General features: G+C 60.3%; 18 protein-coding genes. 5 read left to right on the top strand and 13 right to left on the bottom strand.

What is annotated here, in order from left to right; translation table 11 throughout:
• Positions 1-20: 20 nt before the first annotated feature.
• The 7 genes from cdsA to rpsB form a co-directional block, all read right to left on the bottom strand.
• Entirely contained in the window at positions 21-863 is an 843-nt protein-coding gene (gene cdsA, locus ACOWVD_RS21145; RefSeq protein ID WP_004931949.1) for a phosphatidate cytidylyltransferase, read from the bottom strand.
• A 9-nt stretch (positions 864-872) separates the two neighbouring features.
• Positions 873-1631 carry a (2E,6E)-farnesyl-diphosphate-specific ditrans,polycis-undecaprenyl-diphosphate synthase gene (ispU, locus tag ACOWVD_RS21140; RefSeq protein ID WP_049241692.1) on the bottom strand — a complete coding sequence of 253 codons (759 nt, stop codon included), beginning with the start codon at positions 1629-1631 and terminating at the stop codon, positions 873-875.
• Positions 1632-1908: 277 nt separating this feature from the next.
• Positions 1909-3105 carry a 1-deoxy-D-xylulose-5-phosphate reductoisomerase gene (gene ispC, locus ACOWVD_RS21135; RefSeq protein ID WP_049241690.1) on the bottom strand — a complete coding sequence of 399 codons (1197 nt, stop codon included), beginning with the start codon at positions 3103-3105 and terminating at the stop codon, positions 1909-1911.
• Positions 3106-3262: 157 nt separating this feature from the next.
• Positions 3263-3820, bottom strand: a complete 558-nt coding sequence (gene frr / locus ACOWVD_RS21130; RefSeq protein ID WP_004931943.1) for a ribosome recycling factor — start codon at positions 3818-3820, stop codon at positions 3263-3265.
• 119 nt (positions 3821-3939) lie between these two features.
• On the bottom strand, positions 3940-4665 hold the full coding sequence (gene pyrH, locus ACOWVD_RS21125; RefSeq protein ID WP_004931940.1) for a UMP kinase: 726 nt from the start codon (positions 4663-4665) through the stop codon (positions 3940-3942).
• A 148-nt stretch (positions 4666-4813) separates the two neighbouring features.
• Positions 4814-5665, bottom strand: a complete 852-nt coding sequence (tsf, locus tag ACOWVD_RS21120) for a translation elongation factor Ts (protein ID WP_004931939.1) — start codon at positions 5663-5665, stop codon at positions 4814-4816.
• Between the two features lie 129 nt (positions 5666-5794).
• The gene (rpsB, locus tag ACOWVD_RS21115; RefSeq protein ID WP_004931937.1) at positions 5795-6520 is read right to left on the bottom strand and encodes a 30S ribosomal protein S2; all 726 of its coding nucleotides are present in this window, start codon (positions 6518-6520) and stop codon (positions 5795-5797) included.
• A 345-nt stretch (positions 6521-6865) separates the two neighbouring features.
• Between rpsB and map the strand changes: the two genes are divergently transcribed.
• The 4 genes from map to ACOWVD_RS21095 all read left to right on the top strand — a co-directional run bounded on the left by map (position 6866) and on the right by ACOWVD_RS21095 (position 11774).
• Entirely contained in the window at positions 6866-7660 is a 795-nt protein-coding gene (gene map, locus ACOWVD_RS21110) for a type I methionyl aminopeptidase (protein ID WP_004931936.1), read from the top strand.
• Positions 7661-7733: 73 nt separating this feature from the next.
• Complete coding sequence (gene glnD, locus ACOWVD_RS21105; RefSeq protein ID WP_164095969.1) at positions 7734-10388, top strand: bifunctional uridylyltransferase/uridylyl-removing protein GlnD; 2655 nt, start codon at positions 7734-7736, stop codon at positions 10386-10388.
• 42 nt (positions 10389-10430) lie between these two features.
• On the top strand, positions 10431-11255 hold the full coding sequence (dapD, locus tag ACOWVD_RS21100; protein WP_004931932.1) for a 2,3,4,5-tetrahydropyridine-2,6-dicarboxylate N-succinyltransferase: 825 nt from the start codon (positions 10431-10433) through the stop codon (positions 11253-11255).
• 129 nt (positions 11256-11384) lie between these two features.
• Positions 11385-11774 carry a DUF3461 family protein gene (locus ACOWVD_RS21095; RefSeq protein WP_004931929.1) on the top strand — a complete coding sequence of 130 codons (390 nt, stop codon included), beginning with the start codon at positions 11385-11387 and terminating at the stop codon, positions 11772-11774.
• 57 nt (positions 11775-11831) lie between these two features.
• Here ACOWVD_RS21095 and ACOWVD_RS21090 read toward each other — a convergent pair whose 3' ends face one another.
• From ACOWVD_RS21090 to ACOWVD_RS21070, 5 genes are all read right to left on the bottom strand, one after another.
• The gene (locus tag ACOWVD_RS21090) at positions 11832-12284 is read right to left on the bottom strand and encodes a flavodoxin (RefSeq protein ID WP_197764040.1); all 453 of its coding nucleotides are present in this window, start codon (positions 12282-12284) and stop codon (positions 11832-11834) included.
• 33 nt (positions 12285-12317) lie between these two features.
• Entirely contained in the window at positions 12318-13088 is a 771-nt protein-coding gene (gene truC, locus ACOWVD_RS21085; RefSeq protein WP_015378897.1) for a tRNA pseudouridine(65) synthase TruC, read from the bottom strand.
• Between the two features lie 60 nt (positions 13089-13148).
• Positions 13149-15497 (bottom strand): penicillin-binding protein 1C, encoded by a 2349-nt coding sequence (gene pbpC / locus ACOWVD_RS21080; protein WP_421105771.1) that lies wholly within the window; start codon positions 15495-15497, stop codon positions 13149-13151.
• Positions 15498-15546: 49 nt separating this feature from the next.
• A complete protein-coding gene (locus ACOWVD_RS21075; protein ID WP_049241681.1) occupies positions 15547-21522 on the bottom strand; it encodes an alpha-2-macroglobulin family protein in 5976 nt (1991 codons plus the stop codon).
• Positions 21523-21668: 146 nt separating this feature from the next.
• Positions 21669-21995 (bottom strand): YqcC family protein, encoded by a 327-nt coding sequence (locus ACOWVD_RS21070; protein ID WP_028127529.1) that lies wholly within the window; start codon positions 21993-21995, stop codon positions 21669-21671.
• A 178-nt stretch (positions 21996-22173) separates the two neighbouring features.
• Here ACOWVD_RS21070 and ACOWVD_RS21065 point away from each other — a divergent pair, with 178 nt between their 5' ends.
• Entirely contained in the window at positions 22174-23412 is a 1239-nt protein-coding gene (locus tag ACOWVD_RS21065) for an MFS transporter (RefSeq protein ID WP_015378900.1), read from the top strand.
• A 609-nt stretch (positions 23413-24021) separates the two neighbouring features.
• Here ACOWVD_RS21065 and syd read toward each other — a convergent pair.
• A complete protein-coding gene (gene syd / locus ACOWVD_RS21060) occupies positions 24022-24570 on the bottom strand; it encodes a SecY-interacting protein (protein WP_004931906.1) in 549 nt (182 codons plus the stop codon).
• Positions 24571-24582: the final 12 nt, after the last annotated feature.

Genomic DNA, 24582 nt, shown 5'->3' with positions numbered 1-24582 from the left:
CACTTTCCGTCATCGACGGATTAAAACACCAACAGCATCAGGCAGGCAAACACCGGCACCGCCGCGGTCAGGCTGTCGATACGATCCAGTATGCCGCCGTGGCCGGGAATCAAATGCCCGCTGTCCTTGATGCCCGCTTCGCGTTTGAACATGCTTTCGGTCAAATCGCCCAGCACCGAAGCCAGCGCGGCGATCACCGAACAGGCCAGCAGCGTGGTCGGCACCACGTTCAGCGGCGCGTAGCGGCCGAACAGCCACGAGATCACCGCCGACGTCAGCAGCCCGCCGATCAACCCTTCCCAGGTTTTACCCGGCGAGACCTTCGGCGCCAGCTTATGCTTGCCGAACAGCTTGCCGAACATATAGGCACCGGAATCCGCGCCCCACACCAGCAGCATCACGTACAGCAGCCACCAGGCGCCGGTAAACGGGTTTTGCTCATAGCCGAACTGGCGCAGCGCCAGCATGCCCCAGAAGAACGGCACGATGGTCAGCAGGCCAAACAGCAGGCGCAGCGGGCGCGAATTGCGCCAGATGGCGGCCGAGCCGGGGTAAAACAGCACCAGCAGCAGCGCCGCCAGCCACCAGGCCAGCGACAGCCACAGCGAGCCGCTTACCTGCGGCACGGATTGATGGTAGGCGGGAACGCTGAGCATCATCAGCGCCAACAGAAAACCGCACAGTATCGCCAGCCAGATGCGCTGCGAACGGGAGGTAAAACCGGCCAGTTGGCCCCACTCCCAGGCTGCTAACATGCACACGACGAGCGTTACCAGAGCAAAGGCCAGCGGCGGCAACAGGAACAGCGCCGCGATAACGATCGGGATTAAAATCAGAGCAGTTATGAGGCGATACTTCAGCAAAAGTTCTCCCTAGGACGCATCGGCGCCGATAGGTGTTGTTCCCCCGAAGCGGCGCTCACGTTGTGCAAATGCATTCAGCGCACCTTCAAAGACAAGTTCATCGAAATCAGGCCAGAGCACATCAGTAAAGTAAAGTTCAGCATAGGCGACTTGCCACAGCAGGAAGTTACTGATGCGATGTTCGCCACCGGTGCGGATAACCAGATCCACCGGCGCCAGATCGCTCATGCAAACCCGCTCGCTCAATAATTCCTCGCTGATCTGATCCGGGTGCAACTCCCCTCCCCGTACCTGTTCGGCCAGTTCCCTTACTCCCTGAATGATATCCCAACGGCCGCCGTAGTTGGCAGCGATATTGAGCGTCAGGCCATCGTTATTTTCCGTCAGTGCTTCAGAGCGGCGGATCCGCTCCTGCAAACGCGCGCTGAATCGACTGATATCGCCGATCACCCGCAGCCTGACGTTATGTTTATGCAGGCTTTTTACTTCACTATCCAGAGCACGGACAAAAAGCTCCATCAGGGCGGAGACTTCCTGCACCGGACGGTTCCAGTTTTCGCTGCTGAAGGCATAAAGCGTGAGTGCATCTAAATGGTGGCTGGCGGCAAAACTGACCGCGCGGCGAACCGATTTCACCCCTGCTTTATGACCGAAGACACGTAACTTGCCCTGACGTTTGGCCCAGCGTCCGTTACCGTCCATGATAATGGCAACATGGCGCGGCCCCGGGGAAGATGGATTAACCTCTTGTTGGTTTGCGGACGACATAACTCGTACTTATTTCCTCAGTAGAAATATAACTGCCTTTCCGGAACATCAGACCCTTACACGCAAAAAAAGCCGTGTGCCCGACACGGCTTTCAACCTGCCCTTGCGATACCCGGCGCAACCGGGTCGCCATTGGCGAACAGAGCGCCAATCGAGCCATAATTCAACGGTATAACCGCTGACAGGTGGCGCAGACTATACCACCTCAGCGGGGCATGAACAAACGGCCCCGCTGCGGCACGCGCGAATTACGAGCAAAATCGGATAATCGCCGTGATCAGCCGCACAACGCGCGAACGCGCTCCTCAGCGGCGGCGCGCGCCTGGCGGTCAATGTCTAAGACCGCTTCGATGCAGGTCGGTTCCTGCAGTGCGAGACGCTCCACCACCTGGCGGTTGACCGCCGCGATGTCGGTAAAGCGAATCTGCTGCTGCAAAAAAGCCGCCACGGCGATTTCGTTGGCCGCGTTCAGCGCAGTGGTCGCCGCCTGGCCGGCATCGAACGCTTCGATCGCCAAATACAGGCAAGGATAACGCTCACGCTCCGGCTCGGCGAAGGTCAGCGAACCGATGCGGCAGAAGTCCAGCGCTTCCACGCCGGAGTTCACGCGCTGCGGATACGCCATCGCGTGGGCGATCGGCGTACGCATATCCGGCGTACCCAGCTGCGCCAGCACGCTGCCGTCGGTATAGCGCACCATCGAGTGAATCACCGACTGCGGGTGCAGGATCACTTCCATTTGTTCGGCCGACGCGTTAAACAGCCAGCGGGCCTCAATGTATTCCAGACCTTTGTTCATCATGGTGGCGGAATCCACCGAGATCTTGCGGCCCATCGACCAGTTCGGGTGGGCGCAGGCTTGATCCGGCGTCATCGTGGCGAACTGTTCCAGCGGCGTGGTGCGGAACGGGCCGCCGGAACCGGTAAGCACGATGCGCGAGACACCATGACTGTCCAGTGAAGAGTATCCCAACTGACGCTGAATGCTCTCAGGCAAACTCTGAAAAATCGCGTTGTGCTCGCTGTCGAGCGGCAGCAGTTGCGCCTGGCTTTGCCGCACCGCGTCCATAAACAGACGGCCGCAGGTGACCAGCGACTCCTTGTTGGCCAGCAGTACCTGCTTGCCCGCGCGGATCGCCGCCAGCGTCGGCAACAGCCCCGCAGCGCCGACGATCGCTGCCGTCACCTGATCGACGTCATCCAACGCGGCCAGCTCGCAGGCCGCTTGCTCTCCGGCCAAGACTTCGGTAGCGACGCCGTTTTCCGCCAGGATAGCGCGCAGCTCGCGGGCGGCGTTTTCATCCGCCATAGCAGCAAAGGCGGGCCGGAATTCCATGCATTGCTGCGCCATGACCGCGACGTTGCGGCCGGCCACCAGCGCTTTGATCGCAAAACGGTCGGGATTCGCCCTGACCACGGCCAGGGTGCTGGTCCCTACCGAGCCGGTCGAGCCAAGAATGGTCAGTTGCTTCATGAGTTCACTCTGAATAACTGTCTGATGAGATCGGAGGTGTCCCAGTGTGGAACCTTGGACACCGCTTGTCCATGATCTTTCAGTACGATGAAACGGGATCTGCGCCACAAAAAACAAAGCGCCGCCCAGGCGACGCTTTTTTTCTGCGCGATGCTGATTAGAAATCCATCAACTCTTTTTCTTTCTCCGCCAGCGCGGCGTCGACCAGCTTGATGTAAGCGTCGGTCATTTTCTGAATCTCGTCTTGCGAACGACGCTCTTCGTCTTCGCTGATCTCTTTGTCTTTCAGCAGCGCCTTGACCTTGTCGTTGGCGTCGCGACGCACGTTACGCACCGCTACGCGGCCCTGCTCGGCTTCACCGCGTACGATCTTGATCAGATCCTTACGGCGTTCTTCGGTCAGCGGAGGCAGCGGAACGCGAATGTCAGAACCGGCGGAAGACGGGTTAAGGCCCAGATCGGAACTCATGATCGCTTTCTCAACGGCCTGGCTCAGGCTGCGGTCGAACACGTTGATTTTCAGCGTGCGGGAGTCTTCCACGGTCACGTTGGCCAGTTGACGCAGCGGCGTAGCGGCGCCGTAGTATTCCACCATGATGCCGTCCAGAATGCTTGGCGAAGCGCGGCCGGTGCGGATCTTGCTGATTTGGTTTTTGAATGCTTCTACGCTTTTTTCCATGCGTGAATCAGCATCTTTTCTGATTTCATTAGTCACGTTGCAAACCCTTGGAAGCTGGTTACTTGGCAGGCGATACTCAAGTATAGCCCGTAATCGTACTCGGAGAGCGCGCGGCGCCTGGCGTCACGCGCTCCGAAAAAGGGGTGTGAACAGCCTTATTTGCTGATCAACGTACCTTCGTTCTCACCCATCACCACGCGGCGCAGCGCGCCAGGCTTGTTCATGTTGAACACGCGGATCGGCAGACCGTGATCGCGAGCCAGCGTAAACGCCGCCAGATCCATCACTTTCAGCTCGCGCTCCAGCACGTCCTGATAGGTTAATTGTTCATACAGCGTCGCATCCGGATTTTTCACCGGATCGGCGGAGTAGACGCCATCCACTTTGGTGGCTTTCAGCACCACGTCCGCTTCGATCTCGATGCCGCGCAGGCAAGCGGCGGAATCGGTGGTGAAGAACGGGTTGCCGGTACCGGCGGAGAAGATCACCACGCGGTTGTTGCGCAGCAGACTGATCGCCTCTGCCCAGCTGTAATTGTCACACACGCCGTTCAGCGGGATCGCCGACATCAGGCGGGCGTTCACATAGGCACGGTGCAGTGCATCACGCATAGCCAGGCCGTTCATCACGGTAGCCAGCATTCCCATGTGGTCGCCCACTACGCGGTTCATGCCGGCTTGCGCCAGGCCCGCGCCGCGGAACAGGTTCCCGCCGCCAATAACTACACCGACCTGAATTCCCAGTTCGACCAGCTCTTTCACTTCCTGAGCCATGCGATCCAAAACGCTGGCGTCGATACCAAAACCTTCTGCACCTTGCAGGGCTTCGCCACTCAGTTTAAGCAGAATACGCTGATATACGGGTTTTGCATTGGTTGCCATGGTGTTCTGTCCTAAGAAGCAGTATTAGTATTGGGGATTTCAGCCGATGAAACGCGCCTGGGGTGAATATCACGCCGCAGGGCCTGCCACCGGTGTAATTCTGGCTGGATAGTATGGAACCGCCAGACGGCGGTTCCATCGACAGTCATTAAGACTGTTTGCTCATCGCGGCAACTTCAGCAGCGAAGTCGGTTTCGACTTTCTCGATGCCTTCGCCCACTTCGAAGCGAATGAAGTTGGTCACGTCAGCGTTGTGCTCTTTCAGCACCTGAGCAACAGACTTGCTCGGATCCATAACGAAAGGCTGACCGGTCAGAGAAACTTCGCCGGTGAATTTCTTCATGCGGCCTTCAACCATTTTCTCTGCGATTTCTTTCGGCTTGCCGGACTGCATGGCGATGTCCAGCTGAACCTGGTACTCTTTTTCTACCACTTCAGCAGACACGTCTTCTGGCTTCACGAACTCTGGCTTGCTCGCCGCAACGTGCATTGCGATTTGCTTAACCAGCTCTTCGTCAGCGCCTTTAGCCGCAACCAGAACGCCGATACGCGCGCCGTGCAGGTAGCTGCCCAGCACTTCGCCTTCCAGGGAAGCAACGCGACGAATGTTGATGTTTTCGCCGATTTTTGCCACCAGCGCTACGCGCTCTTCTTCGAACTGTGCTTTCAGCACGTCAACGTCAGTGATTTTGCCAGCCATAGCGGCATCCAGCACTTTGTCGGCGAACGCCTGGAAACCGGCGTCTTTTGCTACGAAGTCAGTCTGGCAGTTAACTTCCAGAATGATGCCGTAGTTGCCTTCGATCTTGGTTTTGATCACGCCGTCAGCAGCCACGTTGCCTGCTTTTTTAGCGGCTTTGATCGCACCGGACTTACGCATGTTTTCGATTGCCAGCTCGATGTCGCCGTTGGATTCAACCAGCGCCTTCTTGCAATCCATCATGCCAGCGCCGGTACGCTCGCGCAGTTCTTTTACCAGGGCAGCGGTAATATCAGCCATTTATTTTTCCTCGGTTATCTCGCGTGGAGACAGTTCTCATTCAGATAAGCAAAGGGGGCCTTTACAGGCCCCCCTAACCAACATATGTCAATACCTGGTTAATAAGGGCTCAGTGACGAGCTTGCCTTATTATTCAGCTTCTACGAAGCCTTCTTCCGCCTGAACGGCCAGATCTTGAGAACGACCTTCACGCACAGCGGCAGCAACAGCAGTCAGGTACAGGTTTACTGCACGGATTGCGTCGTCGTTACCAGGGATGATGAAGTCAACGCCGTCTGGGTTGGAGTTGGTATCAACGATAGAGAATACCGGGATACCCAGGTTGTTGGCTTCTTTGATCGCGATGTGCTCGTGATCGGCATCGATAACGAACAGTGCGTCTGGCAGACCGCCCATATCTTTGATACCGCCCAGGGAGTTTTCCAGCTTGGCCAGTTCACGAGTGCGCATCAGCGCTTCTTTCTTGGTCAGCTTGTCCAGGGTGCCGTCTTGAGACTGGATTTCCAGATCTTTCAAACGCTTGATGGACTGACGAACGGTTTTCCAGTTAGTCAGCATACCGCCCAACCAGCGGTGGTTCACGAAGAACTGGTCACAGCTGTTCGCAGCGTCTTTTACCGCTTCGCTTGCTGCGCGCTTGGTACCAACGAACAGGATCTTGCCTTTACGGGAAGAGATCTTGGTCAGTTCAGCCAGAGCGGCGTTGAACATTGGTACGGTCTGCTCCAGGTTGATGATGTGAACCTTGTTACGAGCGCCGAAGATGAAAGGCTTCATTTTCGGGTTCCAGTAACGGGTCTGGTGACCAAAGTGAACACCAGCCTTGAGCATGTCGCGCATGGAAACAGTTGCCATGATTAAACCTCTATAGATTAATTGGGGTTATGCCTCCACGTATCCCATAACGCCGACCCTGGCGGCGACAAGTCACCTCAGGGCACCCCGGCGGATGTGCCGATACGTGTGTGTTATTTACACAAAATGAGTGCAGTTAAAGTATTTTCGGCCAATTCCTGCCTGGTCACAAGAACCAAGTCGCGGATCGCCGGCGCGCTTTATACCATAAACCCGCTGCCGACACCAACTTTTGTTGCGTTTCGCCGGGCGTCAGGAAATGAAATTTGGCAGCCCCCGGCCGGGCTGATACCATAAGTCACTGCTTCTTATTGTCGACGATAACGACACCTGCGGACGAATTTCATGGCAATCTCAATTAAAACACCTGATGACATCCAAAAAATGCGCGTGGCCGGCCGCCTGGCCGCCGAAGTGCTGGAGATCATCGAGCCGCACGTCAAACCTGGCGTGACCACCGGCGAACTGGACCGTATCTGTCACGAGTACATCACCAACGAGCAGCAGGCCATCTCCGCCTGCCTCGGCTACCACGGCTTCCCGAAATCCGTGTGCATCTCGGTGAACGAAGTGGTGTGCCACGGCATCCCGAGCGACGACAAAACGCTGAAAGACGGCGACATCGTCAACATCGACGTAACCGTGATTAAAGACGGTTTCCACGGCGACACCTCGAAGATGTTCATCGTCGGCAAACCGACCATTCTGGGCGAGCGCCTGTGCCGCGTCACTCAGGAAAGCCTGTATCTGGCGCTGAAGATGGTCAAACCGGGCATCCGTCTGCGCACCCTGGGCAAGGCCATCCAGCAATTCGTCGAGGCCGAGAAATTCTCCGTGGTGCGCGAGTACTGCGGCCACGGCATCGGCGAAGTGTTCCATGAAGAGCCGCAGGTACTGCACTATGACGCGGACGACGGCGGCGTGGTGCTGCAGGCGGGCATGGCCTTCACCATCGAACCGATGGTCAACGCCGGCGACTACCGCATCCGCACCATGAAAGACGGCTGGACGGTAAAAACCAAAGATCGCAGCTTGTCGGCGCAGTATGAGCATACTATTGTGGTCACTGATAACGGCTGCGAGATAATGACGTTGCGCAAGGATGACACCATCCCCAACATCATTACGCACGAGATGTAAGCACTGCGGCGCACGCCGCGTGCAGAATGTCACCAGGCCGGCTTATGCCGGCCTTTTTTATGGGCTGCGCACTATGTCTGACAATCTCCTTCAACCGGCCGTGCCGATGCCGCCCGCCTCTCCCAGCGTCTACGGCGACGACGAGCTCACCTGCCCGCTGCTGAAACAGCGGCTGGAGCAGTTCCAGCTGTGGCTGGCGGCGGCGTTCAACGCCGGATCCAGCGCCGAAAGCCTGGTGGCGGCGCGCAGCGACTTCATCGATCGCCTGCTGCGCCGGCTGTGGACGTTCTACGGCTTCGCAGATATCCCGGAAACCGCGCTGGTGGCGGTCGGCGGCTACGGCCGTGGCGAGCTGCATCCGCTGTCGGATATCGATGTGCTGGTGCTCAGCCAGCGCCGGCTGACGGAGCAACAGTCGCAGCGGGTCGGCGAATTCATCACCCTGCTGTGGGATCTCAAGCTGGAAGTGGGCCACAGCGTGCGCACCCTGGAAGAGTGCCTGCTGGAAGGGCTGGCGGATCTGACCGTGGCCACCAACCTGATCGAATCGCGCATGATCTGCGGCGACGTTGCGCTGTTCCTGCAGATGCAAAAGCATATCTTCAGCGACGGCTTTTGGCCCTCGCCGCAGTTCTTCCACGCCAAGATCAGCGAGCAGCAGGAGCGTCATCAGCGCTACCACGGCACCAGCTATAACCTGGAACCGGATATCAAAAGCAGCCCCGGTGGCCTGCGTGACATCCACACGCTGCTGTGGGTGGCGCGTCGCCACTTCGGCGCCACCTCGCTGGACGAAATGGTCGGCTTCGGTTTCCTCACCCAGGCCGAACGCAACGAGCTGAACGAATGCCAGAGCTTCCTGTGGCGCATCCGTTTCGCGCTGCATCTGGTGCTGCCGCGTTACGACAACCGTCTGCTGTTCGATCGTCAGCTCAGCGTGGCGCAGCTGCTGCGCTATGAAGGCGAAGGCAACGAGCCGGTCGAGCGCATGATGAAAGACTTCTACCGCATGACGCGCCGCGTCAGCGAGCTGAACCACATGCTGCTGCAGCTGTTCGACGAAGCCATCCTGGCGCTGGACGCCACCGAAAAGCCGCGCCCGCTGAACGACGATTTCCAGCTGCGCGGCGATCTGATCGATCTGCGCGACGAAACGCTGTTCATCCGCGAGCCGCAAGCCATCATGCGCATGTTCTACCTGATGGTGCGCAACCGCGAGATCAAAGGCATTTACTCCACCACCGTGCGCCAGCTGCGCCACGCGCGCCGCCACCTGAAACAGCCGCTGTGCACCATCCCGGAAGCGCGCGATCTGTTTATGGCCATCCTGCGCCACCCCGGCGCGGTGTCGCGCGCGCTGGTGCCGATGCACCGTCACAGCGTGCTGTGGGCCTATATGCCGCAGTGGGGCAAGATCGTCGGGCAGATGCAGTTCGACCTGTTCCATGCCTATACCGTTGACGAACACACCATCCGCGTGCTGCAGAAGCTGGAGAGCTTCGCCGAGCCTGAAACCCGGCCGCGCCATCCGCTGTGCGTGGAGCTGTACCCGCGCCTGCCGCACCCGGAACTGCTGCTGCTGGCGGCCTTGTTCCACGATATCGCCAAAGGGCGCGGCGGCGATCACTCGATCCTCGGCGCGGAAGACGTGGTGGAGTTCGCCGAACTGCACGGCCTCAACTCGCGAGAAACCCAGCTGGTGGCCTGGCTGGTGCGCTGCCACCTGCTGATGTCGGTCACCGCGCAGCGCCGCGATATTCAGGATCCGACGGTGATCCAGCAGTTCAGCAGCGAAGTACAGAGCGAAACCCGCCTGCGCTATCTGGTGTGTCTGACGGTGGCGGATATCTGCGCCACCAACGAAACCCTGTGGAACAGCTGGAAACAGAGCCTGTTGCGCGAGCTGTATTTCGCCACCGAAAAACAGCTGCGCCGCGGCATGCAAAACAGCCCTGACCTGCGCGAACGCGTGCGCCACCATCGCCTGCAGGCGCTGGCGCTGCTGCGCATGGACAACATCGACGAAGAGGCGCTGCACCGCATCTGGAGCCGCTGCCGCGCCGATTACTTCCTGCGCCACTCGCCGAATCAGCTGGCCTGGCACGCCCGCCACCTGCTGGCCCACGACTCCACCCAGCCGCTGGTGCTGGTCAGCCGCCAGGCGACGCGCGGCGGCACCGAGATCTTCATCTGGAGCCCGGATCGCCCTTACCTGTTCGCCGCCGTCGCCGGAGAGATGGATCGCCGCAACCTGAGCGTGCACGACGCGCAGATCTTCACCAACCGCGACGGTATGGCGATGGACACCTTTATCGTGCTGGAGCCGGACGGCAGCCCGCTGGCGCAGGATCGCCACGCGGCGATCCGCCAGGCGCTGTTGCAGGCCATCACCCAGCGGGAATACCAGCCGCCGCGCGTACGCCGGCCGTCATCCAAGCTGCGCCACTTCAGCGTGCCGACCGAGGTCACCTTCCTGCCGACCCACACCGATCGCCGCAGCTACCTGGAGCTGACCGCGCTCGACCAACCCGGCCTGCTGGCGCGGGTGGGCGAAGTGTTCGCCGATCTGGGGCTGTCGCTGCACGGCGCGCGCATTTCCACCATCGGCGAGCGGGTCGAGGATTTGTTTATCCTGGCCGACGGCGAGCGGCGCGCGCTCGACCAAGAAACGCGCAGAAAGTTGGAGCAACGGTTGACAGAGGCCCTCACCCCAAACGATAAAATGTGATACAAGTAACTTTTTACCGACAACATCAGGAAAGAGAACAGCATGCAGCAATTACAGAACGTTATTGAAAGCGCCTTCGAACGCCGTGCGGACATCACTCCGGCGAACGTAGACACCGTAACGCGCGAAGCGGTAAACCAGGTGATCGGCCTGCTGGACAGCGGCGCCCTGCGCGTCGCCGAGAAGATCGACGGTCAATGGGTCACCCATCAGTGGCTGAAGAAAGCCGTGCTGCTCTCTTTCCGCATCAACGACAACAAGGTGATGGACGGCGCGGAAACCCGCTACTACGACAAAGTGCCGATGAAATTCGCCGACTACGACGAAGCGCGCTTCCAGAAGGAAGGCTTCCGCGTCGTGCCGCCGGCCACCGTGCGCCAGGGCGCGTTCATCGCTCGCAACACCGTGCTGATGCCGTCTTACGTTAACATCGGCGCCTACGTCGACGAAGGCACCATGGTCGACACCTGGGCTACCGTCGGTTCTTGCGCACAGATCGGCAAAAACGTTCACCTGTCCGGCGGCGTCGGCATCGGCGGCGTGCTGGAGCCGCTGCAGGCCAACCCGACCATCATCGAAGACAACTGCTTCATCGGCGCGCGTTCCGAAGTGGTGGAAGGCGTGATCGTGGAAGAAGGCTCGGTGATTTCGATGGGCGTATACCTCGGCCAGAGCACCCGCATCTATGATCGCGAAACCGGCGAAATCCATTACGGCCGCGTGCCGGCGGGTTCGGTGGTGGTTTCCGGCAACCTGCCGTCGAAAGACGGTTCTTACAGCCTGTACTGCGCGGTGATCGTCAAGAAGGTCGACGCCAAAACGCGCGGTAAAGTCGGCATTAATGAGTTATTGCGCACTATCGACTAAATTGAAATAGCGGGTGATTCACCCGCTATTTTTTTGTCTGCGTTTCGCTGGCAGTCACAGTCGCAGATCTCGCTTTCCGCCATAATCGCAGTCGTGGAATATAACGATCACATCTAAAGAGGGCGCAGTATGTACGATAACTTGAAGAGTTTGGGCATCAATCAACCGGAAGACGTCGATCGCTATAGCCTGCGTCAAGAGGCCAACAACGACATCCTCAAGATCTATTTCCGCAAGGACAAGGGCGAGTTCTTCGCCAAGAGCGTGAAATTCAAGTACCCGCGCCAGCGTAAAACCGTGGTGGCGGACAACGCCGGCCAGGGCTACAAGGAAATTCACGAGATCAACCCGAACCTGCGTTATGTAATCGACGAGCTGGATCAGCTGTGCCAGCGCGATCAGGTGGAAGTGGATCTGAAGCGTAAAATCCTCGACGACCTGCGCCATCTCGAAGGCGTGGTGTCGCACAAGATTGCCGAGATCGAAGCCGATCTGGAAAAACTCACCCGCGGCAAATAATGCGGATCGGTTGACCCGCATCATCGCCAAGGCGCCCTTTTGCGGCGCCTTTTTACTTTACGATTGCAGCAGCGTGCCCCACTGCTCGACCCACGGGCAGGCGGCCACTTCCGGCTCCGGCTGTTCCATCGCATCGATCTCCAGCACTTCGCCAACGCGGGTGGCGCCCTGCTCCTGCAGCAGCGCGTCGAACGCGCGCCCGGCACCGCAGAAGTGGTCATAGCTGCTGTCGCCGAGGGCGATCAGCCCATAGCGCAGCTCCGGCTGATAGCCAACCCGATCGCGGATAGCGTGGAACAGCGGCGCGATGCTGTCCGGCAGATCGCCCTGCCCGGTGGTGGAGGTGATCACCAGCGCGTAGTGCTGACGATAATACTGCCAGGCCTCCAGCGTGCCCTCTTCGAACAGTTTGACCTCATGGCCCTGCTCGCTGAGGATGTTTTGCGCCTCTTCCGCCACCAGCAGCGAATTGCCGTAGACCGTTCCCACGAAGATACCAACCTGAGCCATGGCTCCTACTCCCTTCATTACCTTTAAAAATTGTCAGCTATCCTGACCGTTAGCCGCGCTAAACTCAACCCCGGCAAGTTCAGGGAATAGCCCCGCCCAGCCGAACTGCGCCATCACCCCTTGCCAGTCTTCGTCCCAGCGCGCCGTCACCTGCAGCGGTTCGCCGGTCACCGGGTGCGTCAGCTGCAGATGGCTGGCGTGCAGCATCAGGCGCGGGCAGCCGAAATGCTGCGCCATCCCGCGGTTCTGCCGCAGATCGCCATGCTTGCTGTCGCCGATGATCGGATGGCGAAGATGCGCCATATGGCGCCGCAGCTGATGTTTGCGGCCGGTTTCCGGCTGCAGTTCCACCAGGCTGTAACGCGCGCTGTCGTAGCGGCCGACGGCCACCGGCATCTCCACCTGCGCCAACGGCCGGTAGTGCGTCACCGCCGGCTGCGGCCCCTTGTCGGCATCGGCATGTTTATCGGCGATTTTGTCCAGTTCCGCCGTCAGCGGGTAGTCGAGGGTCGCCCCCTCCTGCACGTAACCCCGCACCACCGCATGGTAGGTTTTCTGCACCTGATGTTGTTCGAACTGCTGCGACAGCAGGCGCGCCACCTCGCTGGAGAGCGCCATCAGCAGCACGCCGGAGGTCGGACGATCGAGACGGTGTACGGTAAAAACGTGCTTCCCGAGCTGATCGCGCACCGTCTGCATCATAAAACGGGTTTCATGACGGTCCAGCCAACTGCGGTGCACCAACCAGCCAGACGGTTTGTTCACCGCCACCAGGTGTTCATCCTGATACAAAATCTCAATCACATCACGTTCCCAGGTCAATAGCCGTTTCGGGCGCGAGTATAACAGGCATGACACGCAACGCTAGTTCACCCATTCGATGGTCACCAGGCGCGTATCAGCGCGGCCACGATCGTCCACCGCCCGAATGCGGTAGCGCCCGTTGTTGATCGGCCGCCAGTCGATCGGCTTTTTGCTGGCGCTGCTGCCGAGATAGATATCGTCGACGAACCAGTACACCGTCTTGCTGTCGGCGTCCGTCACCGCGCTGAAGGCGATTTTATCCCGCCCCTGCTGCGACTGACGCAGGGTATAGGTGGTGTTCTTCAGCGGTGAGGTGATGCGCGGCGCGCTGCCGCCGACGGCGATGCCGTTGTCCTTGCAGCGATTGACCGGCGGCGCCCGCTTCGGCAACCCGGCCTGAGCGAACACATTGGCCAGATCGGAAGGCCAGAACTCAAAGATTTCGGTGCGGGTCTGCGCCGCATCATACGGCGGGCAAACGACCTCACCGCTGTGAATATCCAGCACCACCGGCCGGTAAACGCTGTCGACCTTGATCGGCGACTTGCCGGGAATGAACCAGGTCTTGCCCTTTTGCTGGCACCACGGCGTCGGCAGATCGCCGCTGGCGAGACAGATGTCCACCCGCCGCAGCCGTTGGGGGAACGGGTGCTTCGGTTCCCGCAGGCCGGGATAGCTGGCGTTGACGCTGTCGATGATGTTGAAAAACAGCGGCGCGGCGGCTTCGGCGCCGACCAACGCATTGTTGCCTCGCCCATCGAAGTTGCCTTCCCACACCACCAGCACATAAGAGCCGAAAATCCCGACGCTCCAGGCGTCGCGAAAGCCCCAGGAGGTGCCGGTCTTCCAGTACACCGGCAGCGACGAAGAACGCTGCGCCAGCGTATCGCCCGGCCGCCGGTGCTGGCGCAGCATATCCAGCGTGATGAAACTGGCCTCCTCGCTCAACAGCCGCACCGGCGTCGATTCGGCCTGGTTCAGCTGCATGCGCAGCGGCCGCAGCTCACCGCGGTTCGCCAGCAGCGCATACAGCTTCGCCAATTCCTGCGCCGTTACCTCGCCGCCGCCCAACACCAGCGACAGCCCGTAGTGGCTCTCGTTGGCCATATTGGCGACGCCGGTCAGGCGCAAGAACTGATAAAAGGTTGGCTGACGCAGCTGCGAGGCGATATAGACCGCCGGAATATTGCGGCTGAAGTTCAGCGCGTCGGTGGCGGTCACCGGGCCGAGAAAGCGCCGGTCGAAGTTTTCCGGCGCATAGGCGCCGAACGACGAAGGCACGTCTTTAAGAATGGTCATCGGATGCAGCACGCCCTGCTCCATGCCCAGCGCGTAGATGAACGGCTTCAGCGTCGATCCCGGCGAACGCTTGGCGTTGGTGCCGTTCACCTGCCCCTGAATCGGACGATTGTAATAGTCCGCCGAACCCACCAGCGCGCGCACCCCCATATCGCGGCTGTCCACCAGCAGCACTGCGGCGTTTTGGATACCGCGGCTGCGGTTGCGAGCGATAAAGGCGTTGACCTGTCGTTCGACCAGCCGCTGCAGCCCGGCGTCCAGCGTGGTGTCGACGCGGGTATCGCGCTGCACCAGTTGCTGCGTCTGCAGGCGCAGCTGTTCGATAAAGTGCGGCGCAATATAGGGCACTTGTTCAGGCTGCCGCAGCGCCAACGGCAGGCGGAACAGCGTTTGCTGGCTGGCGTCGGTAGGGTAAACCTGTTGCCAGCGCAGGAACAGACGGTTGCGCGCCTGCGTCAATGCGGCGCCGAGCACGCCGGTTTTCGGCTCCAGACGGTAGCTGGGTGACTGCGGCAACACCGCCAGCGTCAGCGCCTCCGGCAGAGTCAACTCCCGCGGCGACTTGGCGAAATAGATCAGGCTTGCGGCGCCGATGCTTTCAATGTTGCGGCCGTAGGGCGCGTAATTCAGATAGGCTTCCAGGATATCGCGCTTGGAGTAGCTCAGTTCCAGCTGCACCGCACGCAGCACCTGCAGCAGCTTGCCGCCCGGCGTACGGGTATTGAGATGCCAGCGCATCCGCGCCAGCTGCATGCTGATGGTCGAACCGCCCTGCATTTTGCCGCCGGCGACATAGCTGCGCCAGAAACCGCGCATCAGGCTGACGGGGTTAAAGCCGGGGTTATAGTAGAACCAGCGATCTTCGTGCAGCAGCAATCCGCGCACCGCCAGCGGCGACACTTGCTCCAGCGGGGTCCACAGCCGGTAGCGATCGTCGTTGGCCAGCGTAATGCGCAGCAGCGCGCCGTGCCTGTCGTAATAAACGGAAGACTGCGGCAACCCCTGCCACAGGGGCGGATGCGGCCACAGCCGAATTGCGGTCAACAGCAGCGCCAGTAAAAACACCGCCATCAAGCCGTTTTGCAGCACGCGCCCGGTCAGGATCTTCATACGTTCTCAACATTCCGGCGCCAGACGCTGGCCTGACGCCGGATACGGCCTAGTCGTTGCCCGCCGGCACCACCGCCAGCTTGCCGCCGCCGGCCGACATGGCCTGCACTTCACGGTCGTACATGGCTTCGCCGTAGGCCGGTGGAACAATAAAGCTGCCGGTATTGGTGGCTTTGATTTGATAAACGAACTCCTGCACCTCAGTGCCGGCGCTGCCGTAGATGATCACCCGATCTTCACGGATATCGCTGTAGTCCGGCGCCCAGGTGGAGCCAGATGCGGCCAGCGGCGACTGCCAGCCGCCATGCTCGTCGCTCTCCTCGCCGGCGTCGGCCGGCTCCGGCGGCGTCTGCTGCACCACTTCGAACCCGCCCGGCAGCAGATCGACGATCGCCAGGTTGCTCTGCCCCTCTTTCGAGTTGGCGCGCACCTTCAGATGGACGTTGATCTTCTGCCCCAGCGTCACCTGCGTCACCGGCTTGCCCTGTTCGTCGGTGTAATCGCGGACGATCTCAATCCCGCGCGACAGCGCTTTTTGCGGCGCATTCAGATCGTAACCGGCCTGCGTCACCACATACCAGGCCGGCGCGCTGCCGCCGTTGGTGAAGCGCACGGCGGTGGCATCGGCATTGAACTGCCCCTGAACGAACAGCCCCTGCAGCTCACTGATGCGCTGCGGGTCGCCGCCGCTTTTGCCCACCTGCACGATGCCTAACGCGTCCGCATTGGCGGATTGCGCCGCCACCTGGGCCGAATAGCTTTCCAGCGCCAGGATGCTCATTGCAGAGGAATAGGTGGTGTAACGCTCTTCTTTCAGTGCCTTGACCATATTCTCCAGCACCTGCGGCGGAATCGACGTCACCTTCTCAGGGAAGTGACGGGTAATCAGATACAGCCGCGTCGCATCCTGCACCAGCGGATCGAAATAGTTCTGCGTCCACCAGGCGCTGTCATAGGCTTTGCTCAGTTGCTGCCAGCTCGGTTGCAGCAGCGCGGCGGCTTCGTCGTCCATCTTCAACAGGCGATAGGAAGAGGCCAGATACAGCGCGCTCAGATCGGTTTTCCAGCCCTCGCCATAGCGTTTTTGCAGCGTATCCTGCACCGCCGCCAGCGAGTTGGTGGTCACTTCGCCCTGCAGCGTCAGCAGGTAAACCGCCCAGCTGCGCAGGCGCAGCAGATACAGATCGTCGAATCCGCTGGCCGCCAGCTCGCGCAACGCGCCGTTGGCTTCATCCAGCATGCCTTCCGGCAGGGCGTAGCCCGCCGCTTTGGCTTCGAGCAGATACTGCACCACATAAGGCGTGACGAAAGGATCGGCATCCGGCGACGAACGCCAGGCGCCGATCGCCCCGCTGTCGTTCTGACGGGCGCGCAGCACGCCCAGCAGATTGCGCAGCTGCTTGCTGACTTCCGCCTGGCTCAGGCTGCTTTTCATCTCCGGATGACGGCTCTGCAGCATCAGCGGAATGGAGCGGCTGACGATCTGCTCGGAACAGTAATACGGGTAATCCGCCAGGTATTGCGCCAGCCCGCTGGTCAGCACCAGCGGCGAATTCGACACCGCCGCCCGGCGTTGCGCGAAGGCGTCGAACATCTGGCGCAGGCCGTCGACGTTCTGGCTGCCGCCGCTCATGCGCCCCATCACCGACTGGGTGCGGTACGGCGCCGCCGGCCGTACCGAGGTGCTGACGGTGCGGCGGCTGGCCTGGTCGCCGTAACGGGCGTCGAACACCAGCGGCGCATCACCCAGCACGGCTTTGGCGCGCAGGCGGAAGGTGATAACGCCTTCACGTTTTTCCGCCAGCGTCAGGCTTTGCGTCGCGTTGCCCACCACCTCCAACTGCGGCGGCGGCGTCAGCAGGACGTTGATGGCCACCGACTGGCCGTTCAGCCCTTCGAGGTTGTTGCTGACGCCCACGCTGACGTCGAACTCGTCGCCCGGCGCCACCATCGCCGGCACATTCGGCGTCATGATGAAGCTGTCGCGCACCGTGGCGGCGGTTTGCGCCTTGCCGATTTTCTCCGGCGTCACCGAAATCGCCATGACGCGGATCTTGCCGTTGAAGTAATCCGGCACCGGATAGACGAACTGTTTCTCGCCGCTGACCTCGGTAATGCCGGACCAATAGGCCACCGGCTTATCGCGCTTGCGCTTGAACGGGTTGAGGTTGAGATCCAGCCCTTCGCCCGCATCGCCGCCCGGCGCCGCGGTCAGCGCCATCAGCTTGCTGAATTCCGGCAGGATCAGATCGAGGATCTGCGAGCTGCTCACGTTGAGTTCGCGCTTGCTGAAGAAGAACTCCAGCGGATCCTTCAGGCGGTAACGCGCCACCTGCAGAATGCCCTCATCGACGGCGAACAGCGCCACCTGCTGCGGCGCATCGGTCTTGACCGTCATCGTCAGGTTTTCACCCGGCTTGATGACCTCCGGCGCCGTCACCTCGAGGCTGTTTTGGCGCGCCTTGGTGCTGATCTTGAACGGCATCACGCCGTAGCTCAGCGGGCTCATGAAGATCTCGCTGGAGTTGATGTCGCGCACGAACTGCACGTTGATGTAGCCGTTGCCCTCCATGCCGGCCGGCACGCGGATCGTCTGCACCGAGCTGGTGGTGTCGGTGTGGAACCACTGCCAGGCGTAAACCTTGTCCTTTTCAATGGTGATCAAGCCGCTGCCGGTATAAGGCGCGTTGATCGCCACCTCGATCTCCTCGCCCGGCTGGTATTCCGCCTGGTTGAGTTTCAGCTTCAGTTCGGCATTGCGATCCAGCGAACGGCTCAGGTTGGCGTTGCCGGCCACGCTGTAGGCGACGCGATTGAGCGTCTTGCCCTGCGCATCTTCAATCACCAGCACGAAGTCGCCCGGCTTATCGGTCGCCAGCCGCAGATCCGCGCCCTGCTCGCTCAGCGCCAGCGGCTGTTCCGACAGCTGCACTTCCTTCATCTTCGACTGGTATTTGTAAACGCCCGAATCCTGTTTGGTCAGCACCGAAATGTATTTCTGCTCGATCAACACCTGCTTCAGGTTCGGCATGGCGATCTGTTTCAGGGCCGGATCGATGGCGATCACGTTCAGATGCCGCTCCGCGTCACGGTTGATGTAGCCCAGATCGCCGTCGGCCTTCACCCCAATCAGGTAATCGTAAGGCGAAACCAGCGTACGGGCGGTAGCCGCCACCGAGCGCCCGCCGCCGGCAACGAACGCCTCCGACAGCAATTGCAGCTGATAGGTGGCGTCGGCGTAGGATTTCAGATCGAGCGGAATATCGGCCGCGCCGTGCTCATCGGTGGTGCGATCTTCCAGCTCGGTCTCGAACCCGTCGCTGTTTTGTCGGTTTTCATAGAACGCATAATCCGGGAAGCGATCGAAGCTCGGATACATCGGCCGCAGCGTCAGCCTGGTGGTCACGCGGCGATCCTGCGCCGGGGTGCCGAACAGGTTCTGCACATCGATGCTGGCCTTCAGCTCGGACGGTTTTACCCAGCCTTGCTGGCGGTCAGGCGTCAACGCCAGCTTCACTTTCAGCTGATCCGGTTCGAACTCCTTCACATTGACTGCGGTATGGCCGAGCAGCGTGGAGGTGTCGTTATTTTTGCCGATCAGATACAGATAGACGTTCCACTCGCCGGTAGGCGAATTTTCATCGGTGGTATAGCTCAGTTCGTTGAAACCGCTGGCGCCCAGCGTCAGCGGCACGGTGGACATCAGCTTATCGCGCGGATCGCGGATTTCGGCGCGCACCGGCACGCCGGCCAGGCCAACGCCCCAGTCGGCGGCGCGGGTGATCAGGCCTATGTTAAAGGTATCCCCCGGCCGATAAACGCCGCGATCGGAGAACAGGTAGCTGCTGAGCGTGCGCGGATCGGTCGGCGTTTGTTCACCGGCAACGTCGAAGCGCGAGAAATCCAGCCCGCGATCGTTATAGCTGCCGGTCGGCAGGAAGGAGACATCCCCTTCTTTCTCCACCAGGAACATCACCGGCTGGCGCTCGTTGGTGTACACATCCAGCGCCGGGAAACGCACGTGCCCATCGGCGCCGGTGGTTTGGCTGAGCAGCGTCACGCCGTTTTTGGCCACCACCGACACGGTGGCGCCGCTGACCGGCGCGCCGCTTTGGATCGACTGCACAAAGACGTCGCGCGTTTTGTCCTGCGAGCTCTTGGCGACGATGCCCAGATCGGTCACCACCACAAAGCGCGAATCGCCGACGTCGGGCTGCTCTTCTCCTTCGCTCTCGTCCTGTTCCTGATCCTGCTCGGTGCCCGCCTCTTCCGCCGCCGGTTTTCGGTTCGGCTGCCATTCAGACAGCGTCAGCAGGAACACCCCGCGATGGGAACTGGCGTTGGTGGAGAGATAGCGGGAAAGATCGATGCCCTGATAGTTCACGTCCCCCGGCCGCTCGTTGTTGAGCGCCGTCTGGTATTTGAAATGCTCGGTGAAATATTCGTCGTTGAGCCGGTTGAATTCCGTGGAGGAGTATTCCCGGCTTTTGAAGGAGACGATGTGCTGCAGCTGGCTCGGGATCACCCGCTTGATGTCCAGCCGCAGGCCCGCCACGTTGCGCGCCGCCACGCTGATCTGCTTGTCGCCGTTGACCGACAGCAGCGAGCCCTGCGACATGAACTGCAGCGATTTCGGGAACTCCGGCACTTCGACCACGCGGTAAACCTTCTTCGGCATTTTGTAACCGCCGGCGGAAACCAGCTGGTTATCGATCTCGAGCAGCACAAAGCGGTGCGCCGGGGCGTCGAAACGGAAGCTGAACTGCGGTTGGTAGGCCTCTTCCGCCTCGTTAAGCGTCAACGGCAGCGACGTCGCCTGCGCCAGCACGTTTTTACCGACGCTGTCGATCGTCCATTGATAGAAATCGTCGGCATCGCTGGCGGCCTCGGCATCGCTCGGATCGTGCTGCGGCAGCAGCCAGGCTTTCGCGGCCCGCGCCAGCTCTTTATCCTTCACCGCATCGCTGAAACCGACCACCAGGGCACGCTGCCCTTGGCCGCCGTCGGTATCCACCACCTGGGCGCTGGCGTCGCTCAGCGCCAGGCTGTACAGCGTCGGTACTTTGACCCAGTTGCTTTTCGCCTCTTCGACCGTATTGCCGGCCGCCGTCGATTTAACGCCCTTGCCGACGGTCAGATGCACTGCCCCGCCCTGATCCAGCGCCTGCAGCGGCTCGGAATGCACCCAGGCGTTCAGTTTTTTCTCGTCATAGACCAGAGAGAAATTCAGCTTTTTCTCGGAGGTGGCGCTGCCTTCTTTCAATCCCAGCGAAATCTGTTTTTCAAAGCTGCCGACGTCAACCGGCGCGTTGAACTGCAAATTGAAGATCGCGCTGCGTTTTTGCGCATTTTGCGGATCGCGGTAATACTCGGCCTGCCCCAGGCGGTAATCGAACGCGGGCACGGTGAAGGCATAACGGGTTTTGACTAGCTTGACCTGCGGCGCCAGCAACGTGGCGGGTTCAAGGGTCACCTCATATTTCGCGCCCATCGGCAGCGGCTTTTTCGCCGTGAACACCAGTGTCGACTCATTGCTCCATGCCCACTGCCCTTCCGCCGACGGTTTCAGAGTGATGCCGGCGCTCACGGTTTTGCCCGCCGCGGTTATCGGCGCAGCCGAGCCGCTGAAGGTCAGGCTCACCGTTTGCGGCGCCTGCCGGGCGGCGGCGTAGTCTATCGGCTCGGGGTTGGACAACTCGGCGTTGATCTCCTGAACCACCATCGGCGCCGGTTCAATCGGTTGGGGCCGGTTTTGCCACCAGTGCCAACCGTAAAATGCGCCGCCCGCAACGCCTGCCAGCAGCAGCAGGCTCAGACCGACCGCTTTCGGGTGTTTATCCACGCCGCTTTCCAGCCGCAAAAAACCGCGCGGCAGCACAGCCCACCAGGCCGGCGCACGCCAGCTGAGGTTGCCGACCAGCGGTCTCAGCAACCGCCCCAACAGCGACAACGCCCCGCCCAGCAGGCGACAAACGCCCTTAACCAGGGTAAAAGGCAAACGCAGGATAAACCTTAATAAATCCATTATTGCAGCACCTCATCATCCTAATGCAGCTCCCGGTCAACCGCCGCGGTTAAACCGAGCCGAAAGACGCCGTCGGCTCTCCTGCCCGGCATCCGCGCGAGTACTCTACACTGCCGGGCGGCAAAAATCTGCGCGCCGCCAGCGCATTACGGCTCTTTATTCAACATCAAATCCAGCTGTTGCAGCAGCACCAGCAGCGGCAGACTGCTCGGTTCACGATCTTTCAACGCCTCTTCGAAATAAGGCGTGATGGCGAAGCGCGTCGGCAACGGCGCTTCGGCGTCCAACAACGCATACATGCGCGGCAAGAACACCCACTGCAGCCAGGCTTCGGCCGACATGCTGTCGATGCAGAACGGCTCGGTGCTGGAGAAAGCCTCATGCTCAGGGGGCGCGGCCTGCCACAGCGCCAGATCGCGCATGGATTGTTCAATCGCCTGCAAACTGCGGCGCACCTGGTTATGTATACTCATCTGCATTCCCGATCTCTTTTCATCATGGTATTCAGCGCTCTGGCTGAAAGGCGGCAAAGCATAGCATTTTTATAGTCCAAATTCGGCGCGCCTGAGACAGCTCGCCGTTTTTATCTGGTGACGTTCGCCGTCGCGCGGCACAATAGGCCCACCGAATTCACCACACAGATAAAGATTCATGTCCGTAATAACAGAGAAAAAAAACCACGCGACGCCCGGTAAGGCCATGTTGGCCTCGGTCACCGGTTATGCCATGGACGGGTTTGACCTGCTGATCCTCGGCTTTATGCTGCCGGCCATCAGCATCGAATTGGGATTATCCTCATCGGCCGCCGGTTCGCTGGTCACCTGGACGCTGATCGGCGCGGTGCTGGGCGGCGTGATCTTCGGCCACCTCAGCGATCGTTTCGGCCGTATCCGGGTACTCACGATCACCATCCTGATGTTTTCCCTGTTCACCGGCCTGTGCGCCGTGGCGCAAGGCTATTGGGATCTGCTGGCCTATCGCACCCTGGCGGGCATCGGGCTGGGTGGCGAGTTCGGCATCGGCATGGCGCTGATCGCCGAAGCCTGGCCGGCGGAGAAGCGCAACCGCGCTTCGGCTTACGTCGGCATGGGCTGGCAGTTGGGGGTGCTGGCGGCCGCTTTCCTGACGCCGCTGCTGCTGGAACACATCGGCTGGCGCGGCATGTTCCTGGTCGGCCTGCTGCCGGCGCTGGCGTCATTTCTGATCCGCCGCACGCTGGGCGAACCGGAGGAATTCGTGCGGCAGAAAGACGCCGGGCAGCCGCTTTCCTTCCTGCAGCGTTTGCGCCTGCTGTTTAAGGATCGCGCCACCGGCAAGGCCAGCATCGGCATCTTCATTCTCTGTTCGGTGCAGAACTTCGGTTACTACGGGCTGATGATCTGGATGCCGACTTACCTGGCGAAAAACTTTGGTTTCTCGCTCACCAAGTCCGGCCTGTGGACGGCGGTGACGGTCGTGGGCATGACGTTCGGCATCTGGCTGTTTGGCGTGCTGGCCGACCGCTTCGCCCGCTGGAAGATTTTCGTGCTGTATCAGGTCGGCGCGGTGGTGATGGTGATCGGCTACGCCCAGTTGAGCGACCCGATGCTGATGTTGTTCGCCGGCGCCGTGATGGGCATGTTCGTTAACGGCATGATAGGCGGCTACGGCGCGTTGATTTCCGATACTTACCCGGTACAGGCGCGCGCCACCGCGCAAAACATCTTGTTCAATCTCGGGCGCGGCGTCGGCGGCCTGGGGCCATTGGTGATCGGCGCGCTGGTGACGCAGGTGTCGTTCACCGCCGCTATCAGCCTGCTGGCGGCGATTTACCTGCTGGATATCTACGCCACGCTGTTCCTGCTGCCGAAAAAACAGGGCGCAGGCGATACGCTGGGCGCGATTGGTTAACGCTGGCGATGGATTAAGCAGAGAAGCACGCACGGCGGGATAGAACAAAAAGTTGGGGGCACTGCGTTAACAGTGCCCCCGGTTCGTTTTATAGCCATCCCGCTACACAGCGTGCTCCCTGCTCAATCCTTGAAAACTTTTCCTGCGGCCATCCTGACCAAGTGGTCCTTGCATCATCCTGCAGCATCGTCCTGACGCGGTTCCTCAGCCTTCCTGACCCGCCGACAGTCCTGTGCCGGCTCTCAATCTCCGTCCTGGAGGTGTCCCTGGTTTCTATCCTGAAACATCCTGGGCATCTCCTGACGCCATCCTTCGCTCTTGCCTGAGCGCATCCCTTTCTTCGTCCTGAAGCTGCATCATCCTGATGCTTTCCTGCTCCGCCGGTTCCGTTCCGGTAACGATAAGATCGCTTAAATTCCCCGGAATCACAAGGGTTTGGGAGGCGTCTCACACTAAATTAAGCCTAAGAGTTATCCTAAAGAAATTCTAACCAATTGATCTGGATAACAATAATCTCATAGTCTGGAAAAAGGTGGGAAAAATTAAGAGCGATCTCTCACACCCCGTGTGAGAGATCTCTTACACGGGCGACGGCGAATCCGCCGCGCTTCAGTCCAGCACCGGGCGCAGCGCATCGAGGAAATTCCCCAGCGTCGCCGCCAACAAGGTGCGCTTATCGCTGCCGAATTGTTCCAGCACCACGTTGCCGCTAACGTTGCACAGCGACACCATCGTCATCTCAGATTCGGTGGTCGCCAGGAACAGCGTTGGCGACAGTTTGAGACGTTTTTGCGTCACCAGATGACCGATCAGGTTCTCCTGCAGGCGGATAAAATCCTCCTCGCTCCAGACCTGCAGCAGGCTCAGGCGATGCTCCCCAAATTGCGCGCTCATGTCGCCCGCGTATTGCTGCGTGTAAAAACGGTGCGCATCCGGCTGCAAACGCAGCTCCAGCGCGGCTTCTACCTTCTCCAGCGTCGCCGCCGGCTCGAAAGGCTGCGGCAACCACAACACCTCGTCCTCGCGATTCTCCACGATGCAGGGCGACGGCACGCCGTACAACGCCTGGCTGGCCGGCGCGTGGCCGCGCGCTTGCTGCCACAACTCGACATAGCGTTGAGTGAATTCACGCAGAGCGTGCGATACATCATGGTCCATATTCTTTCTCGC

Source organism: Serratia sp. SA088 (assembly GCF_049065515.1).
GTDB lineage: Bacteria > Pseudomonadota > Gammaproteobacteria > Enterobacterales > Enterobacteriaceae > Serratia > Serratia nematodiphila.
The sequence above is the reverse complement of the archived record's forward strand: the minus strand, read 5'-3'. Positions and strand labels throughout refer to the sequence as shown.

Excerpts from the sequence above, each read along its gene's own strand:
- rpsB (WP_004931937.1), bottom strand. The coding sequence starts at position 6,520 with ATGGCAACTGTTTCCATGCGCGACATGCTCAAGGCTGGTGTTCACTTT.
- ispU (WP_049241692.1), bottom strand. The coding sequence starts at position 1,631 with ATGTCGTCCGCAAACCAACAAGAGGTTAATCCATCTTCCCCGGGGCCG.
- tsf (WP_004931939.1), bottom strand. The coding sequence starts at position 5,665 with ATGGCTGATATTACCGCTGCCCTGGTAAAAGAACTGCGCGAGCGTACC.
- ACOWVD_RS21090 (WP_197764040.1), bottom strand. The coding sequence starts at position 12,284 with ATGGCTCAGGTTGGTATCTTCGTGGGAACGGTCTACGGCAATTCGCTG.
- glnD (WP_164095969.1), top strand. The coding sequence starts at position 7,734 with ATGTCTGACAATCTCCTTCAACCGGCCGTGCCGATGCCGCCCGCCTCT.
- syd (WP_004931906.1), bottom strand. The coding sequence starts at position 24,570 with ATGGACCATGATGTATCGCACGCTCTGCGTGAATTCACTCAACGCTAT.
- ACOWVD_RS21070 (WP_028127529.1), bottom strand. The coding sequence starts at position 21,995 with ATGAGTATACATAACCAGGTGCGCCGCAGTTTGCAGGCGATTGAACAA.
- ACOWVD_RS21075 (WP_049241681.1), bottom strand. The coding sequence starts at position 21,522 with ATGGATTTATTAAGGTTTATCCTGCGTTTGCCTTTTACCCTGGTTAAG.
- ACOWVD_RS21065 (WP_015378900.1), top strand. The coding sequence starts at position 22,174 with ATGTCCGTAATAACAGAGAAAAAAAACCACGCGACGCCCGGTAAGGCC.
- map (WP_004931936.1), top strand. The coding sequence starts at position 6,866 with ATGGCAATCTCAATTAAAACACCTGATGACATCCAAAAAATGCGCGTG.
- pyrH (WP_004931940.1), bottom strand. The coding sequence starts at position 4,665 with ATGGCAACCAATGCAAAACCCGTATATCAGCGTATTCTGCTTAAACTG.
- ispC (WP_049241690.1), bottom strand. The coding sequence starts at position 3,105 with ATGAAGCAACTGACCATTCTTGGCTCGACCGGCTCGGTAGGGACCAGC.
- dapD (WP_004931932.1), top strand. The coding sequence starts at position 10,431 with ATGCAGCAATTACAGAACGTTATTGAAAGCGCCTTCGAACGCCGTGCG.
- pbpC (WP_421105771.1), bottom strand. The coding sequence starts at position 15,497 with ATGAAGATCCTGACCGGGCGCGTGCTGCAAAACGGCTTGATGGCGGTG.
- ACOWVD_RS21095 (WP_004931929.1), top strand. The coding sequence starts at position 11,385 with ATGTACGATAACTTGAAGAGTTTGGGCATCAATCAACCGGAAGACGTC.